Source organism: Pseudomonas cichorii (assembly GCF_019719005.1).
Lineage (GTDB): Bacteria > Pseudomonadota > Gammaproteobacteria > Pseudomonadales > Pseudomonadaceae > Aquipseudomonas > Aquipseudomonas cichorii_E.
In genome coordinates, this window is the sequence record NZ_JAIGPJ010000002.1 from 252,374 (window position 1) to 266,136 (window position 13,763).

At 56.5% G+C, this 13,763-nt stretch carries 15 protein-coding genes and 1 tRNA gene; 10 read left to right on the forward strand and 6 right to left on the reverse strand.

From position 1 onward, the window contains the following. Positions 1-17: 17 nt before the first annotated feature. The 3 genes from K5D32_RS03275 to K5D32_RS03285 all read right to left on the reverse strand — a co-directional run bounded on the left by K5D32_RS03275 (position 18) and on the right by K5D32_RS03285 (position 2,036). On the reverse strand, positions 18-1,097 hold the full coding sequence (locus tag K5D32_RS03275) for a 3-deoxy-7-phosphoheptulonate synthase (protein WP_221575793.1): 1,080 nt from the start codon (positions 1,095-1,097) through the stop codon (positions 18-20). A 325-nt stretch (positions 1,098-1,422) separates the two neighbouring features. Then, positions 1,423-1,569: a hypothetical protein gene (locus K5D32_RS03280; RefSeq protein WP_221599230.1), complete on the reverse strand. Its 147-nt coding sequence runs from the start codon at positions 1,567-1,569 to the stop codon at positions 1,423-1,425. A 233-nt stretch (positions 1,570-1,802) separates the two neighbouring features. Then, positions 1,803-2,036 carry a DNA-binding protein gene (locus K5D32_RS03285; RefSeq protein ID WP_221599231.1) on the reverse strand — a complete coding sequence of 78 codons (234 nt, stop codon included), beginning with the start codon at positions 2,034-2,036 and terminating at the stop codon, positions 1,803-1,805. A gap of 82 nt (positions 2,037-2,118) precedes the next feature. Between K5D32_RS03285 and K5D32_RS03290 the strand changes: the two genes are divergently transcribed. From K5D32_RS03290 to K5D32_RS03335, 10 genes are all read left to right on the forward strand, one after another. Next, positions 2,119-2,484 (forward strand): helix-turn-helix domain-containing protein, encoded by a 366-nt coding sequence (locus tag K5D32_RS03290; RefSeq protein ID WP_025260380.1) that lies wholly within the window; start codon positions 2,119-2,121, stop codon positions 2,482-2,484. Between the two features lie 269 nt (positions 2,485-2,753). Next, positions 2,754-3,398, forward strand: coding sequence for a UvrY/SirA/GacA family response regulator transcription factor (gene uvrY, locus K5D32_RS03295; RefSeq protein ID WP_025260379.1), 645 nt, complete (start codon positions 2,754-2,756; stop codon positions 3,396-3,398). A gap of 2 nt (positions 3,399-3,400) precedes the next feature. Further along, positions 3,401-5,224, forward strand: a complete 1,824-nt coding sequence (uvrC, locus tag K5D32_RS03300; protein WP_221575790.1) for an excinuclease ABC subunit UvrC — start codon at positions 3,401-3,403, stop codon at positions 5,222-5,224. A 32-nt stretch (positions 5,225-5,256) separates the two neighbouring features. After that, complete coding sequence (pgsA, locus tag K5D32_RS03305) at positions 5,257-5,817, forward strand: CDP-diacylglycerol--glycerol-3-phosphate 3-phosphatidyltransferase (protein WP_095068527.1); 561 nt, start codon at positions 5,257-5,259, stop codon at positions 5,815-5,817. Between the two features lie 61 nt (positions 5,818-5,878). Further along, positions 5,879-5,954: transfer RNA gene (locus K5D32_RS03310), tRNA-Gly, on the forward strand. A gap of 435 nt (positions 5,955-6,389) precedes the next feature. Then, entirely contained in the window at positions 6,390-7,373 is a 984-nt protein-coding gene (tauA, locus tag K5D32_RS03315) for a taurine ABC transporter substrate-binding protein (protein ID WP_221593143.1), read from the forward strand. Between the two features lie 15 nt (positions 7,374-7,388). Then, entirely contained in the window at positions 7,389-8,228 is an 840-nt protein-coding gene (tauD, locus tag K5D32_RS03320) for a taurine dioxygenase (protein ID WP_221599232.1), read from the forward strand. A gap of 234 nt (positions 8,229-8,462) precedes the next feature. Next, complete coding sequence (locus tag K5D32_RS03325) at positions 8,463-8,699, forward strand: hypothetical protein (protein WP_221599233.1); 237 nt, start codon at positions 8,463-8,465, stop codon at positions 8,697-8,699. 94 nt (positions 8,700-8,793) lie between these two features. Next, the gene (locus K5D32_RS03330; protein WP_221599234.1) at positions 8,794-9,465 is read left to right on the forward strand and encodes a response regulator; all 672 of its coding nucleotides are present in this window, start codon (positions 8,794-8,796) and stop codon (positions 9,463-9,465) included. Further along, positions 9,462-10,799 (forward strand): ATP-binding protein, encoded by a 1,338-nt coding sequence (locus K5D32_RS03335; RefSeq protein WP_221599235.1) that lies wholly within the window; start codon positions 9,462-9,464, stop codon positions 10,797-10,799. Before K5D32_RS03330 ends, K5D32_RS03335 begins: the two co-directional genes overlap by 4 nt. 36 nt (positions 10,800-10,835) lie before the next feature. Here the strand turns inward: K5D32_RS03335 and K5D32_RS03340 are convergent, their stop codons facing one another. From K5D32_RS03340 to K5D32_RS03350, 3 genes are all read right to left on the reverse strand, one after another. Next, positions 10,836-11,729, reverse strand: coding sequence for a hypothetical protein (locus K5D32_RS03340; RefSeq protein WP_221599236.1), 894 nt, complete (start codon positions 11,727-11,729; stop codon positions 10,836-10,838). Positions 11,730-11,739: 10 nt separating this feature from the next. Then, positions 11,740-12,234, reverse strand: coding sequence for a CesT family type III secretion system chaperone (locus K5D32_RS03345; RefSeq protein ID WP_221599237.1), 495 nt, complete (start codon positions 12,232-12,234; stop codon positions 11,740-11,742). A gap of 175 nt (positions 12,235-12,409) precedes the next feature. Beyond that, positions 12,410-13,759, reverse strand: coding sequence for an LLM class flavin-dependent oxidoreductase (locus K5D32_RS03350; RefSeq protein WP_221599238.1), 1,350 nt, complete (start codon positions 13,757-13,759; stop codon positions 12,410-12,412). Positions 13,760-13,763: the final 4 nt, after the last annotated feature.

Consider the following 13,763-nt stretch of genomic DNA (forward strand, 5'->3'; position numbering starts at 1 on the left):
AGTTCATCGCAAACCGATTACCTGTAGCGCAACCGGTCCACCGCCTGACGCAGCAACTGCTCACTGCCTTCCCAGCCCAGGCAGCCATCGGTCACCGAAACCCCGTACTGAAGCGTTTCGCTCAAGGGCTGGCAGCCATCGAACAGGTGACTTTCCAGCATCATGCCGATCAGCGATTTTTCGCCCTGCAAGCGTTGCTCAAGCACGTCATTGAACACCTGTGGCTGACGCAGCGGGTCTTTGCCACTGTTGGCATGGCTGCAATCGACCATGATTCTTGGCGAAATCCGGTTCTTCTCAAGGCTGGCGCGTACCTGGGCAACGCTCTGGCTGTCGTAGTTGGGGCCGCGATGGCCGCCGCGCAGGACGATATGGGTGTCCGGATTGCCCTGAGTCTCGATGATCGCCGGATGACCGTGACGATCCATCCCGAAATGGCGATGAGGGTGAGCTGCCGAGCGCATCGCGTCGCTGGCCACTGCTACACCGCCATCGGTGCCGTTCTTGAAGCCGACCGCCATGGGCAGGCCGCTGGCCATTTCCCGGTGGATCTGGGATTCGGTGGTGCGTGCGCCAATGGCCACCCAACTGAGCAGATCATCGAAGTAGCCTGCCGCCATGGGTTGAAGGATCTCGGTGGCAATCGGCAAACCCATCAGCAGCATTTCGCGCATCAACTGACGTGACAGCGTGAGGCCAGCGGCCATGTCGTCACTGCCATCGAGCTGCGGATCGTAGGCAAGGCCTTTCCAGCCGACCGTGGTGCGAGGTTTCTCGACGTAGGCGCGCATCACCAGCAGCATCTGATCGCTGACTTCGGCGGACAGGCTGGCCAGGCGTTCAGCGTATTCCAGGGCCGATTGCGGGTCGTGAAGAGAGCAGGGGCCTACGATCACCAGCAGGCGTGAATCTTCCCCGGTCAGGATCGAGCGCACGGCACGACGGTGGGCTGCGACCTGTTCGTTCAGGGCTGCGGTCAGTGGCAGGCGGCTTTTCAGCTCTATGGTGCTGGGCAGGCGCGTTGGAGCGGGAGTGTTGTCGAGCAGAGTGACATTGCTGGACAGGTCGGACGGTTTTACGGCAACGGACGAGTTCATGATCTGGTTTCCTGGGCTGGCGGGCATGTTCCCGCGCAAGACCCTATCGGGGTGTTCGACAATTGGCCTGACTGGCTGTGCGTGTGAGGTTGCCACCTGGCAGTGACCGATCGGAGGCGGCTGGCTGTCCCGAACGGAGGTTGCTAAATCGCCAGGCGAAGTCGATGTCGTTGCGGTAATAGAAAGTGGTGTTCATGTCGTATTCCTCATGTGGATTCAATCGGGCTTTCGAGAGCCCCAAAAAACAAAACCCCCGGTCGGGTAGCCGACCGGGGGTAGAGAATTCTCTGGTTGGCGTCCCCTGAATCTGGGCGCCTTTTGGGTATCAGGCGCGCCAGTGGCTAAACCAGTACCCGTAATAAAAGTTGGCCGGCAGGCAGGCAGCAGCCGAAGCAATCCGCGCAGCAACGACCGCTACCGAGCGTTCAACGCTGGCAGGGTGCAGAAGCTGTGATGAGGCGGATCGCAACATGATGTGTCTCCATAGGTTGAGCGCGAGCTTACCGTAGGCGAATGGCCTGATTCAATTGGAAAATTCAATCGACTCAATTGGCGGCTGTGTGCTGATCGCAATGAGCGCGGGGCCACGAAATGTGGCCAAGGTTTAAACAGCTTTTTTTCTATGGACAGGTTCTGTCAGAAAAGTCGACACCGACAGTCGGATTGTTTAGTTATTAATTGCAGATGTTGGAGTGAGAGATATTCTCAGCTTTCAGTTTCTTGTGCCGGGTTACTGCTGTTCGAAGGGATGACGCCTATCTTCATACCCAGTAGAACCGCCACTTTATGGGCTTCTCCGCGACGGCCTTTCTTGCGACCAGCCAAGACTTGGTAAGTAGTTGCCGGGTCAATGTCGTTTTCCCGAGCAAATTCTTGAACCGATTTTCCCTGTTGTTCGAGCCAAGCCTTGGCTTGTGCAGCAGTACGTATTCCGGGCATAGTTCAAAACCGTTCAAATAAGTTTAATTCTGTCTGGATTCTACCATTCGTAAGGATGGGGTCAACAAGGTTATGCATTCAAATGAGTGGAATCGGTTATCGATTGAGAAAAGAAAGAGAGCGTCTTGGGCTCTCTCAGCGCGCCTTTGGTGAAATCGGTGGCGTGGAGGCTAATGCTCAGGGGAAATACGAGAGTGGCGATCGTGCGCCAAAGGCTGATTATCTCGCAGCGGTAGCGGCCAAGGGTGTCGATGTCCTTTACGTGTTGACCGGGATGCCTACGCCTGTTCCCATCGATAATCTCAGTAGCGCCGAAGAAAAAGTATTGGGAAGTTACAGAACCTTGCTCAAGGAGGATCAGGATGCAATAAGCCGATTGACCATCACTCTGGCCGAACTGTCGGCGTCCTACACCATTCACAACAAGTCGTTGCCTGATGATCATTGATGGCAGATCTGCCAATCAAGCGCTTTTGCGAAAAAACACTGGCGTCTTAAGAGGTTAGTGATAGTTTGTTGGCAACGCTTTCCACGTATCCGTGTGAGGCGGATCTTGTCCTGTGCTGCCGTTTCTGCACGATTGTCCCCCACTTCCTGGTCTGCTGGGATTGGTGCGGTAATCGGCTTTGTACTGAAACGGCAACAGGCGCTAGGTCTGACTCATGGTTTTTGTTATGGTGGCTGGCATTCGTTATGACTGTTGCGTGAGGTGTCTGCTTGATTAGGGTGCTAGTTGTCGATGACCATGATCTTGTCCGCACAGGCATCACCCGCATGCTTGCCGACATAGATGGCTTGCAGGTTGTCGGTCAGGCTGACTCTGGCGAGGAGTCCCTGAAGAAAGCCCGGGAACTCAAGCCTGACGTCGTGCTGATGGATGTCAAGATGCCCGGCATCGGAGGTCTTGAAGCGACTCGCAAGTTGCTGCGCAGCCATCCCGAGATCAAGGTCGTTGCCGTCACGGTGTGCGAGGAAGACCCTTTCCCGACGCGCCTGCTTCAGGCTGGCGCAGCTGGCTACATGACCAAAGGGGCAGGGCTTGCGGAAATGGTGCAGGCCATTCGCCTTGTGTTTGCCGGTCAGCGCTACATAAGCCCGCAGATTGCTCAGCAACTGGCATTGAAGTCTTTTCAGCCACAGGTCAACAATTCTCCGTTCGATCTGCTTTCCGAGCGCGAAATCCAGATTGCCCTGATGATTGTCGGCTGCCAGAAGGTTCAGACCATTTCCGACAAGCTATGCTTGTCACCCAAGACCGTTAATACCTACCGTTACCGGATTTTCGAGAAGCTTTCGATCAGCAGCGATGTCGAGCTTGCATTACTGGCTGTACGTCACGGCATGGTTGATGCCAGCGCCTGAACATGACCCAATCGTTTGATCCAAGTGCGTTTCTTGCAACATGCAGTGGCCGTCCCGGCGTCTATCGCATGTTCGATATTCATGCCCAGCTTCTTTATGTCGGCAAGGCCAAGAACCTCAAGAAACGCCTGGCCAGCTATTTTCGCAAGACCGGCCTTGCACCCAAGACCAGCGCGCTGGTTGCCCGCATCGCCCAGATCGAAACCACCATCACGGCCAACGAAACCGAAGCGCTGTTGCTGGAGCAGACCCTCATCAAGGAGTGGCGGCCTCCTTACAACATCCTGCTGCGCGACGATAAATCCTATCCCTATGTCTTTTTGTCCGACGGTGCGTTTCCGCGCCTGAGCATTCATCGCGGTGCCAAGAAGGCCAAGGGGCGATACTTCGGCCCTTACCCAAGCCCTGGTGCGATTCGTGAAAGCCTGAGCCTGCTGCAAAAGACGTTTCTGGTTCGCCAGTGCGAGGACAGCTACTTCAAGAACCGCAACCGGCCTTGCCTCCAGTATCAGATCAAGCGCTGCAAGGGGCCATGTGTCGGGCTTGTGGAGCCGCAGGTCTACGCTGAGGACGTACGTCATTCGGTGATGTTTCTCGAAGGGCGCAGCAACGCCCTGACCGATGAGTTGAACGAGTCGATGGAAAAGGCCGCCATGGCCCTGGATTTCGAGCGGGCTGCCGAGCTGCGTGATCAGGTGGCCTTGCTGCGTCGGGTTCAGGATCAGCAAAGCATGGAAGGCGGAACCGGCGACGTGGATGTGGTGGCAGCGTTCGTGAATCCAGGCGGTGCCTGTGTTCATCTGATCAGCGTGCGCGGCGGACGTGTGCTGGGCAGCAAGAACTTCTTCCCGCAAGTGGGTATAGAAGAGGAGGTCGGTGAAGTGATGTCGGCCTTCCTGGCGCAGTACTTTCTCGGCGGAGTCGACCGTGAACTGCCCAGTGAGGTTATCGTCAATGTGGTTCACGAGGACTTCCCGACGCTGATCGATGCCATCGAAGAGTCCCGTGGCCGCGAGATGACCATCAGCCACAGGGTTCGTGGCACTCGTGCGCGCTGGCAACAACTGGCGGTGACCAATGCCGAGCAGGCGCTGAGCGCACGTCTGGCCAATCGTCAGCATGTGGCTTCGCGATTCGAGGCGCTGGCCAAGGTCCTCAAGCTCGATGAGCCGCCTCAGCGGCTGGAGTGCTACGACATCAGCCATTCCAGCGGCGAAGCGACCGTGGCGTCCTGCGTGGTCTTTGGCCCTGAAGGCCCGATCAAGTCCGATTACCGGCGCTATAACATCGAAGGCGTCACGGGAGGCGATGACTATGCCGCCATGCATCAGGCTCTGACCCGGCGATTCAGCAAGATCAAGGACGGCGAGGGCAAGTTGCCCGATATCCTGCTGGTGGACGGCGGCAAGGGGCAATTGTCCATGGCTCGCGATGTACTGAACGAGCTGGCAGTCCCTGACCTGATTCTGCTCGGCGTGGCCAAGGGCACGACCCGCAAGGCTGGTTTCGAGACTCTGTACCTTAATGACGCCGCTCACGAGTTCACCTTGCCCGGCGACTCGCCGGCCTTGCACCTGATCCAGCAGATTCGCGACGAGGCTCACCGCTTCGCCATTACCGGCCACCGCGCCCGACGCGGCAAGGCACGCCGTACCTCGACCCTCGAAGGTGTGGCAGGCGTTGGGCCGACGCGGCGTCGCGATCTGCTCAAACACTTCGGTGGATTGCAGGAATTGGCCCGTGCGAGCATCGATGAAATAGCAAAAGCACCCGGAATTAGCAAAAAGCTGGCAGAGTCGATTTATGCAAACCTGCACAGCGAGTAGAATGCCCGCTCACCTCGTAGCCAGTTGTGCCGATGAATATCCCTAATCTGATTACCGTTCTGCGCGTTTTACTGATCCCGATCTTCATTCTGCTGTTCTATTTGCCCTATCACTGGAGCTACATGGCGGCCAGTAGCGTGTTCGCATTTGCCGCAGCGACTGACTGGCTCGACGGCTATCTGGCGCGTCGTCTCGAACAAAGCACACCATTTGGTGCCTTTCTCGATCCGGTGGCAGACAAGCTGATGGTGGCGGTTGCGCTGGTGCTGCTGGTGCAGACTCACGCCAACCTGTGGCTGACCCTGCCGGCTGCCGTCATCATCGGTCGCGAGATCGTGATCTCGGCATTGCGTGAATGGATGGCCGAAATCGGCGCTCGCGCCCAGGTGGCCGTGTCCAACATGGGCAAATGGAAAACCGCCGCCCAGATGCTGGCGCTGGTTATCCTCCTGGCCAACCCTCCGGCTTTCGCTTTCTGGGTTATCGTCGGTTATGCATTGCTGCTTGTCGCGGCAGGGCTGACTTTGTGGTCGATGGTTCAGTACCTGAGAGCTGCCTGGCCTCACCTGAAAGCTACCGCAGAAAAGAAATAACTTTTTTGAATCAAGGGCTTGACGAATAAACGCCAGCGTATAGAATGGCGGCCATCACCAAGCGGGAATAGCTCAGTTGGTAGAGCACGACCTTGCCAAGGTCGGGGTCGCGAGTTCGAGTCTCGTTTCCCGCTCCAAATATTGTTCTGCAGGCTTCAATTGAGGTATGCAGAAATTGAAAAAAGAGGCTTTGGCCTCTTTTTTTCGTTCTAGCAAGTTCAATGCGTACATTCGCAGAATATCTGCCGGTTTTCAGGTCTTTTTCGCCAGCAAGCTGCCTCCTGCAAGTTTGTGTGGGCCTTAACTGATCGGCATTGGTACAAACCTTCTCTGTTCAAACGAGATGGAGTTTGTACGATGGCTCATACCTATCCCGAAATCAGCTTACGAGATGCTCCCCCGAGCAACCGCCGCAGCTCTGGCCCAAGGCTATTGCTGACCGCTCTAAGCTAAGCGCTAAATGTTATTGGTTTTATATTTTTTATAACCATAGATTCCTTACCCTCTAGTGCAGTGGTGGCGCTCAGGCGCCTGTAATAAACCGCAGCCGTGCCATTTGCGAGGAATCTACTCTGAAACGCACCATCAAAGCTCTGCTGCTAGCTGTCGCTGCAGCAACCGCCGTCCAGGCGCATTGCGCCGATATCGTCATCGGCTACCAGACCGGTGTGGACCCGTCCAAGGTCGCCCAGGCCGACGGTGCCTACGAAAAAGCCATTGGCCAGAAGCTCGACTGGCGCCGTTTCAACGCAGGCCCGGAAGTGGTAACTGCACTGGCCTCCGGTGATGTGCAGATAGGCAATTTAGGCTCAAGCCCTTTGGCAGCGGCCGCCTCGCGCAAACTGCCGCTGGTGACCTTCCTGGTGGCGGCGCAGATCAACTCCGCCGAGGCGCTGGTGGTGCGCAACAGCAGCGGTATCGAAAAACCCGAGCAACTGATCGGCAAGACTATTGCCACGCCGTTCGTATCCACCTCCCATTACAGCCTGCTCGGTGCTCTGAAGCACTGGAAGATCGATCCCACCCAGGTGAAGATCGTCAACCTCAGTCCGGCCGAAATCAATGCCGCCTGGAAGCGCGGCGATATTGACGGTGCTTTTGTCTGGTCGCCGGCTCTGGGTGAAATCAAGCGTGACGGCAAGGTGCTGACCGACGCTGCCGAAGTGGGCAAGTGGGGCGCGCCGACTTTCGAAGTCTGGGTCGCCCGCAAGGATTTCGCCGAAAAGCATCCTGAAGTGCTGGCCAGGTTCGCGGGTGTGACCCTGAGCGCCTTCGCCGACTATCAAGCCAATGCCGCCAAGTGGACTGCTGACTCAGAACAAGCCAGAAAGATCGCCAGGCTGGTCGGTGCCAACGCTGCTGACGTTCCCGAGCTGCTGGCCGGTTCCGTGTACCCGAACGCCCAGCAACAGCTCAGCGCCGACCTGCTCGGTGGTGGCACTGCCAAGGATATCGCCGCTACCGCGCAATTCCTCCAGGAGCAGAAACGCATTCCCGCCGTGTTGCCGGACTACTCGGAGTACGTGAGCACCGAGTACGTACGCCAGGCCCAGTGATATAGAGAAACACCTATGACCATCGTATTTGAACGCATCGGCCAGGCTCTTGGCGCGCGCGTGAGCGGTGTCGACCTGAGTCGCCCGCTGAGTGCAGAAAGCTATACCACTTTGCGCGAAGGGCTGATGGAGCATCAGGTGCTGTTTATGCGTGATCAACTGCTGACGCCGCGCCAGCAGCGGGACGCGGCAGCCCTGTTCGGCGATCTGCATATACACCCAATCTATCCGAAGATCGAAGACCAGCCGGAAATCCTCTTGCTGGATACCGACCTCAACGACCTGCGCGACAACGCTCTGTGGCATTCCGACGTGTCCTTCATCCAGTCGCCACCCATGGGCTCGCTGCTCAGCGCACGGCATGTTCCTCCTCACGGTGGAGATACCCTGTGGGCGAGTTGCTCGGCTGCTTATGAGGGATTGTCCGCCAGGATTCAGCATTTGCTCGATGACCTGACCGCTGTGCATGACCTGACCCTTTCGTTTCCCCTGGAGCGCTTTGGCAATACGCCCGATGCACTGGAAAAATGGAACGCTGCTCGCGCTGCCAACCCGCCCGTGACCCATCCCGTCGTGCGCGTGCATCCGGAAACAGGCCGCAAAGGGCTGTTTGTCAGCGAATCCTTCACCACCCGCATTCTTGAGCTGGAACCCGACGAAAGCGATGTGCTGTTGAAGATGCTGTTCAAGCAGATCGCCAAGCCGGAATTCAGCGTTCGCTGGCAATGGCGCCAGGGCGACCTGGCCTTCTGGGACAACCGCCTCACCCAGCACTACGCCTGCGACGACTACCGACCGCAAAGGCGCATCATGCACCGTGCGACGATTCTCGGGGATCGACCGTTCGGGCCTTGATGATTGTTACAGGGCACAAGCCTGACTTGATAGTCGATGACAGCTTGAAACGCTTGGTAGCGCTGTCGCGGACCGGATACTCATTTGAATTAACACCACGCTCCTTGGGCGTGGTGTTCTTTTTAAAACTCCTGACACTGTTAACGATGCCTTAATCGGGCTCCCTCAAAGTGCAGCGACTTGAAGCAGACGCCCTTGGCGCTGCAAGCCTGCCACCCTTGAGAGATATACCCGATGATTACCAAGAAAATTATCCTGGCCTCGTTTCTTACCCTTTGCTGCGCCACTGCCTTTGCCCAGGATGGTGCCGACATGATTCAAAAGCGTCAGGAGGCGTTTGCCCTTGAGCGCCAGCAGGCGCGTGAAAACCTGGCCAAGGCTCAGGAAAAGACCGAAAAGAATCAGGCCGCCGCCAGTGCTTCCCGGGAGAATGCAAAGCCTCAGGACATGGATGAAAAGCCTGCCAGTTAAGTTATAGGCATTTTGCTATCTTCTTCAGATCCCGAAATGCTGCTTGCGCGTTATTGTGGCAAGTATGAAATCCTGTCCTCCAACAGAGTCGGCCATGCACGTATTGCTGTGTGAAGATGATGAACTCATTGCCAGCGGCATCGTCGCCGGCTTGAACGCCCAGGGTCTTAACGTCGACCGTGTGGCTTCGGCATCAGCCGCTTATGCCTTGCTGGATGTCGCGCAGTTCGATGTGATGATTCTGGATCTGGGCTTGCCCGATGAGGACGGGATCAGTCTGTTGCGGCGTCTGCGGCTTATGGGTCAGGCGATACCGGTATTGATTCTGACCGCACGCGATGATGTGGATGACCGCGTGAAAGGGCTGCAAGCGGGTGCTGATGATTACCTGCTCAAGCCTTTTGATCTGAGAGAACTCTATGCTCGCCTGCATACGCTGGTGCGCCGCGTTGCTGGCCGGGCGGTCAACCTCATTGAGCATGGAGCTGTCACCCACGATCCCAGCACCCGGGAAACCTGGCTGGCGGGTGAGGCCATCGATCTGTCTCGTCGTGAGCAGGCATTGCTGCTGGCACTGCTCAACAACCGTGGCCGGGTGCTCTCCATCGAGCAGTTGAAAGACAGTGTGTATGGCTTCGGTGATGAGGTCGAAAGCAACGCTTTGAACGTCCACATCTTTCATCTGCGCCGCAAGCTGGGTAACGGCATTGTCGAGACTGTGCGCGGCTCGGGTTATCGGCTCGGTGCGCTGGTGACAGAATCATGAGCCTGCGCCTGCGCCTGAGCCTGATTCTCGGGGTTGCCTTTGTCGTGGTCTGGACGCTGGCGGCTACCTGGATGTATCAGGACCTGCGCACCCAGATGATGTTCTCCCTTGATCAGCGGCTCGCGGCGTCAGCGCGCATGGTCGCCGCCCTGGTCGATCAGTTGCCCGAACCTTTGTCGACGAAGGAGGGTGGTGCTCACTTCAGCGCCAACCAGTTGGCCATTCCCGATGGCATGGCCTGTGAGGTGAGTTCGTTGCGTGGCGAAATCCTGGCCAGCAGTCATGGCAATGTCGCCAATATCATCGCCAGTGCCAATGGCGGCTTTCATGATCAGGAAATCGACGGCGAGCATTGGCGCACGTTTACCCTTGTTCAGGGCGATGTTCGTATAACGACGGCTGATCGAGAACAGGAGCGCGAATCCCTCAACCATTCTGTCCTGCTGTCAGCATCCGTTCCTGTGCTGGTAGCACTGCTGGCATGCGTTGCAATGCTTTGGCTGGGGATAGGAAAAGGTTTGTCACCGCTCAAGCGCATGCGAGACGAGCTGAAAAAACGCAACATTGATTCCCTTGAACCCATGCAGCTTCGCATGCTGCCCAACGAATTGCAGCCGCTGCTGGAAACGCAAAACCATCTGTTGGTGCGTATCAGCCAGGCAGTCGAGCGTGAACGCCGCCTGACCGGGGATGCCGCCCATGAACTGCGCAGCCCGCTCACCGCGATAAAAACCCATTTGCAGGTTGCGCAGATGACCAGCGGTGAAGCCAGAGAACTGGCATTGGTTCGCGCCGAACAGGGGACTGACCGGTTGCACAACACCCTTGAGCAATTGTTGTTGCTGGCCAGGGTTGAAGGCAGTCTGTCATTTGATGACGGCAGCCAGTGTAATGTCGAACAGGCTGTTTCCCTGGCTATCCAGGATGCAGGCAGCAGTACGGAACGCATCCAGCTGAGTGTCCAGGCAATGACGTCTTCGTCAGCCCTGGACATGCCCTCGGTACTGGCAGTGGCTGCGCTTCGCAACCTGCTGGACAACGCCTTGCGGCATAGTCCTGCCGATACGCAAGTTGCCGTTCGAGTGACAAGTAACAGGGAATTTGCGTTTGTCAGCGTCAGAAATGCCAGCTCAGGAATACCCGAAGATAACCTTCGTCACATGACCGAACGCTTCTGGCGCAGCAGCTCAAGCACGGGTAGCGGGTTGGGTCTGGCAATCGTTCAGGCGATTGTGCAGCGTTGCGGTTGCACGATTGACTTCAATAGTACCAGTCAGGATTTTGTGGTGACGTTGGGGCTGCCATTGTCTGCAGATACTGGTCGGGAGCACTAGACAGTACCCATTACCAGAAGGCGTCAAGGAAAGACACTACCTTAAGAGAGGATCGAATGTTCGTACAATGGCTCCCGATTCATCTCTGTAACCTGTACTTGGATCTGTTGCAACACGAACATCGAATTGCCCATAGCGATTATCTGCTAGAGCGTGATTGATCAGTTCTTGGGATCCCAGAGGTGGAAGTTTCATTTTCTCAAGCTTTTTCTCAAGCGCTGCAGTTCCGAGCACCTCGATCTTGGTCAGGCGCTGTGCGTCTTGCGGGCTTACTGATGCATGATAAATCTCATGCCTGTAATCGTTCATCAGTTGCGTTATGGGAGCATGGGTATTTCGTGTGGCGTCATGCAGTATTGCCTGGTCCAGAGTGCAGGCGCTGGGGTAGCTGGGCCATGGGTCGACGACAACAGTATTTTTCTCACCGTATTTTGGGACTCGCGGATCTCCCAGTAATACAAATTCATGGGAGTTGCCGTCTGGTAGCTTCATGCGTACCCGGTTTATGGGAGCATCCACTCCTCGGCTCTGAAGAGCAGCAATTGCAATGCTGGCGTGTATCGAACAATTGCCACCCTGGAATTTCTGTGCGCGTTTGAGTTGAGCAGCACTTCCGCCCGCTGGATATTTCTGATTGGCCAAATGCAAACGAGCCCAGCTTTCTCCGCCAGACTCTATGATGTCCGTACGCTGATTGCCTGATCCAGAGGCGATCACACTTTTGGCTACGCGGTTGGCCCAAGTGGCATCCGCCAGTGCATTCAGAGTTCCTGAGCTAACAGTTACCGTCTTGCCCTGATAATTATGCAGGCCCAACTTGTCGGGTCTGACGGTATCGTGCACGGTCTTGCCAGACTCATGGTTCTGGACAGTCGCGTCGTAATGCTGAGTGGATGAGCTGCCATGAAAGAAACTGCTGATTTTTGGCATGGACAGTCTCCTAACTACGTAGCGATGAGCTTTGAATCGTCATCGTTGCGAAATTGGTCTTGCTCAAGGCATCCTGCTTTGAGCTGGATGGGATTTGGGCTGGAGGAAGTATTTTCCCGGAGTGAAAATCAACTGCCCGTTGAGCAAAACTTTCAACGAGGTGCAGAATGTTGTTTTCATTCAGTTCTGCCAACGGTTGGCGCAATGAGATCACCATATTTCCACTCATTGTCTCCAGGCCGAACATCAGTGCAGGATGGAAAAGACTGAAGACATTTTCCGCCAGTAAAGCCCTCATACCTTCAGGTGCAAGCCACTGAGGGGGCGCAGGAAATGTAGCTACCAGATTTAAATAACCGGGCTGGCTGCCAATCAGATGAATATCTACCTCAACACCAAACGTCAGTAGATAGACAGGATGATGTCTATCGTCAGGAGTTTGTGATGAGTCTCGGTACTTTTGAACGACATGTCGTGCAAGCGTCTGAAAATGATCTGACTGCATAGCTCTGATCTTGATAAAAACATGTAACTGAGTGGTCGCGAGTTTCGGATCGGTTCCAGCAGGAAGCCTTAATATTTCAATGAAAGCTTCCCGATTCTGCTCGTGTCTTGTCGGGATACCTTATATTCCTGCGATGATGCCCAGACTTTGTTAGGCCTGGGCATTCCCGAATACCTCACGCCAGCTCTACAACCGCCGAAACATGATCCTGAACCTGCAGGCTATGGCGATTGCGCGGTACATCAATCCCCAGATGGCCGCGCAGGGTGCTGGTTGTATATTCACTGCGAAACAGCCCGCGTTCACGCAGGATCGGCAGTACTTCGTCGGTAAACCGGGCGAAGCTGGCTGGTGCGCCGACGTGGATGTTGAAGCCGTCCACTGCGCCTTCGTTGAACCAGCGTTCGATTTCGTTGGCGACAGTCAGTGCTGAGCCGGCGAACCCGGTGAAGGGGCGTGCAAAGCGCAGGGCGGTTTCGCGCAGGGTCAGGCCTTGTTCCCTGGCGACGCGTTTGATTTTTTCGGCATGGCCGCGATAGCCGTTGCTGCCCAGTTCGCCCAGCTCGGGGAAAGGCGCATCGAGGTCGTACTGGCTGAAGTCGTGGTAGTTGAACGGGCGGCCCAGTTGCACCAGTGCCTTGTTCAGATCTACCTCGCCTTCGCGCCCCAGCAGAATCGCCTGAGCCTGTTCATCGGTGTCGGCAATGATTGGTGTAATGCCGGGGAACAGCAGCACCTGTGCCGGGTCACGGCCTGCGGCTGCGGCACGGCGTTTGATATCGTCGTAGTACTCCCGGGCATCCTCGAAATTGTCGACACCGGCAAAGATGCCTTCGGCGATTTCCGCCGCCAGCTTGCGTCCGGACTCGGAAACCCCGGCCTGGAAAATCACCGGCTGACCTTGCGCCGAGCGGGAAATGTTCAGTGGCCCGGTGACCGAAAAGAACTCGCCACGGTGGTCCAGGCGATGTTGTTTGCTCGGGTCGAGAAAGCGCTTGTTGGCCTTGTCCCGAGGGAAGGCATCGTCTTCATAGGAGTCCCATAACCCCTGAACCACCGCCACGTGCTCGCTGGCCCGGCGATAGCGCTCGGTGTGATCGATATGCTGCTCGCGGCCAAAGTTGCCTGCTGCGCCTTCAAGTCCTGTAGTGACCACGTTCCAGCCTGCACGACCGTGGCTGATCTGGTCCAGCGAAGCGAACTGCCGCGCCACGTTGAATGGCTCGGTGTAGGAAGTGGTCAAGGTCGCGACCAGGCCGATCTTGTCAGTGGCACCGGCTAGCGCCGAGAGCAGGGTCAGTGGTTCCAGCCGGTTGAGAAAGTGCGGTGCCGAGTCCGGGGTGATGTAGGGGCTGTCGACGATAAATACAAAGTCGAAATTCGCCGCCTCGGCCGCTTGGGCCTGTTGCTTGTACCAGTCGATATCGATGCTGGCGTTGCCGGGAATATCCGGGTGTAACCATTCCTGCTGGTCAGTACCGACGCCGGTCAGAATGGCACCAAAATGCAGTTGGCGTTTGCTCATGGGT

What these genes read in the sequence shown, in the direction of transcription:
- K5D32_RS03275 (WP_221575793.1), bottom strand. Translation starts at nt 1,097, where the DNA reads ATGAACTCGTCCGTTGCCGTAAAACCGTCCGACCTGTCCAGCAATGTC.
- K5D32_RS03280 (WP_221599230.1), bottom strand. Translation starts at nt 1,569, where the DNA reads ATGTTGCGATCCGCCTCATCACAGCTTCTGCACCCTGCCAGCGTTGAA.
- K5D32_RS03285 (WP_221599231.1), bottom strand. Translation starts at nt 2,036, where the DNA reads ATGCCCGGAATACGTACTGCTGCACAAGCCAAGGCTTGGCTCGAACAA.
- K5D32_RS03290 (WP_025260380.1), top strand. Translation starts at nt 2,119, where the DNA reads ATGAGTGGAATCGGTTATCGATTGAGAAAAGAAAGAGAGCGTCTTGGG.
- uvrC (WP_221575790.1), top strand. Translation starts at nt 3,401, where the DNA reads ATGACCCAATCGTTTGATCCAAGTGCGTTTCTTGCAACATGCAGTGGC.
- pgsA (WP_095068527.1), top strand. Translation starts at nt 5,257, where the DNA reads ATGAATATCCCTAATCTGATTACCGTTCTGCGCGTTTTACTGATCCCG.
- tauD (WP_221599232.1), top strand. Translation starts at nt 7,389, where the DNA reads ATGACCATCGTATTTGAACGCATCGGCCAGGCTCTTGGCGCGCGCGTG.
- K5D32_RS03325 (WP_221599233.1), top strand. Translation starts at nt 8,463, where the DNA reads ATGATTACCAAGAAAATTATCCTGGCCTCGTTTCTTACCCTTTGCTGC.
- K5D32_RS03330 (WP_221599234.1), top strand. Translation starts at nt 8,794, where the DNA reads ATGCACGTATTGCTGTGTGAAGATGATGAACTCATTGCCAGCGGCATC.
- K5D32_RS03335 (WP_221599235.1), top strand. Translation starts at nt 9,462, where the DNA reads ATGAGCCTGCGCCTGCGCCTGAGCCTGATTCTCGGGGTTGCCTTTGTC.
- K5D32_RS03340 (WP_221599236.1), bottom strand. Translation starts at nt 11,729, where the DNA reads ATGCCAAAAATCAGCAGTTTCTTTCATGGCAGCTCATCCACTCAGCAT.
- K5D32_RS03345 (WP_221599237.1), bottom strand. Translation starts at nt 12,234, where the DNA reads ATGCAGTCAGATCATTTTCAGACGCTTGCACGACATGTCGTTCAAAAG.
- K5D32_RS03350 (WP_221599238.1), bottom strand. Translation starts at nt 13,759, where the DNA reads ATGAGCAAACGCCAACTGCATTTTGGTGCCATTCTGACCGGCGTCGGT.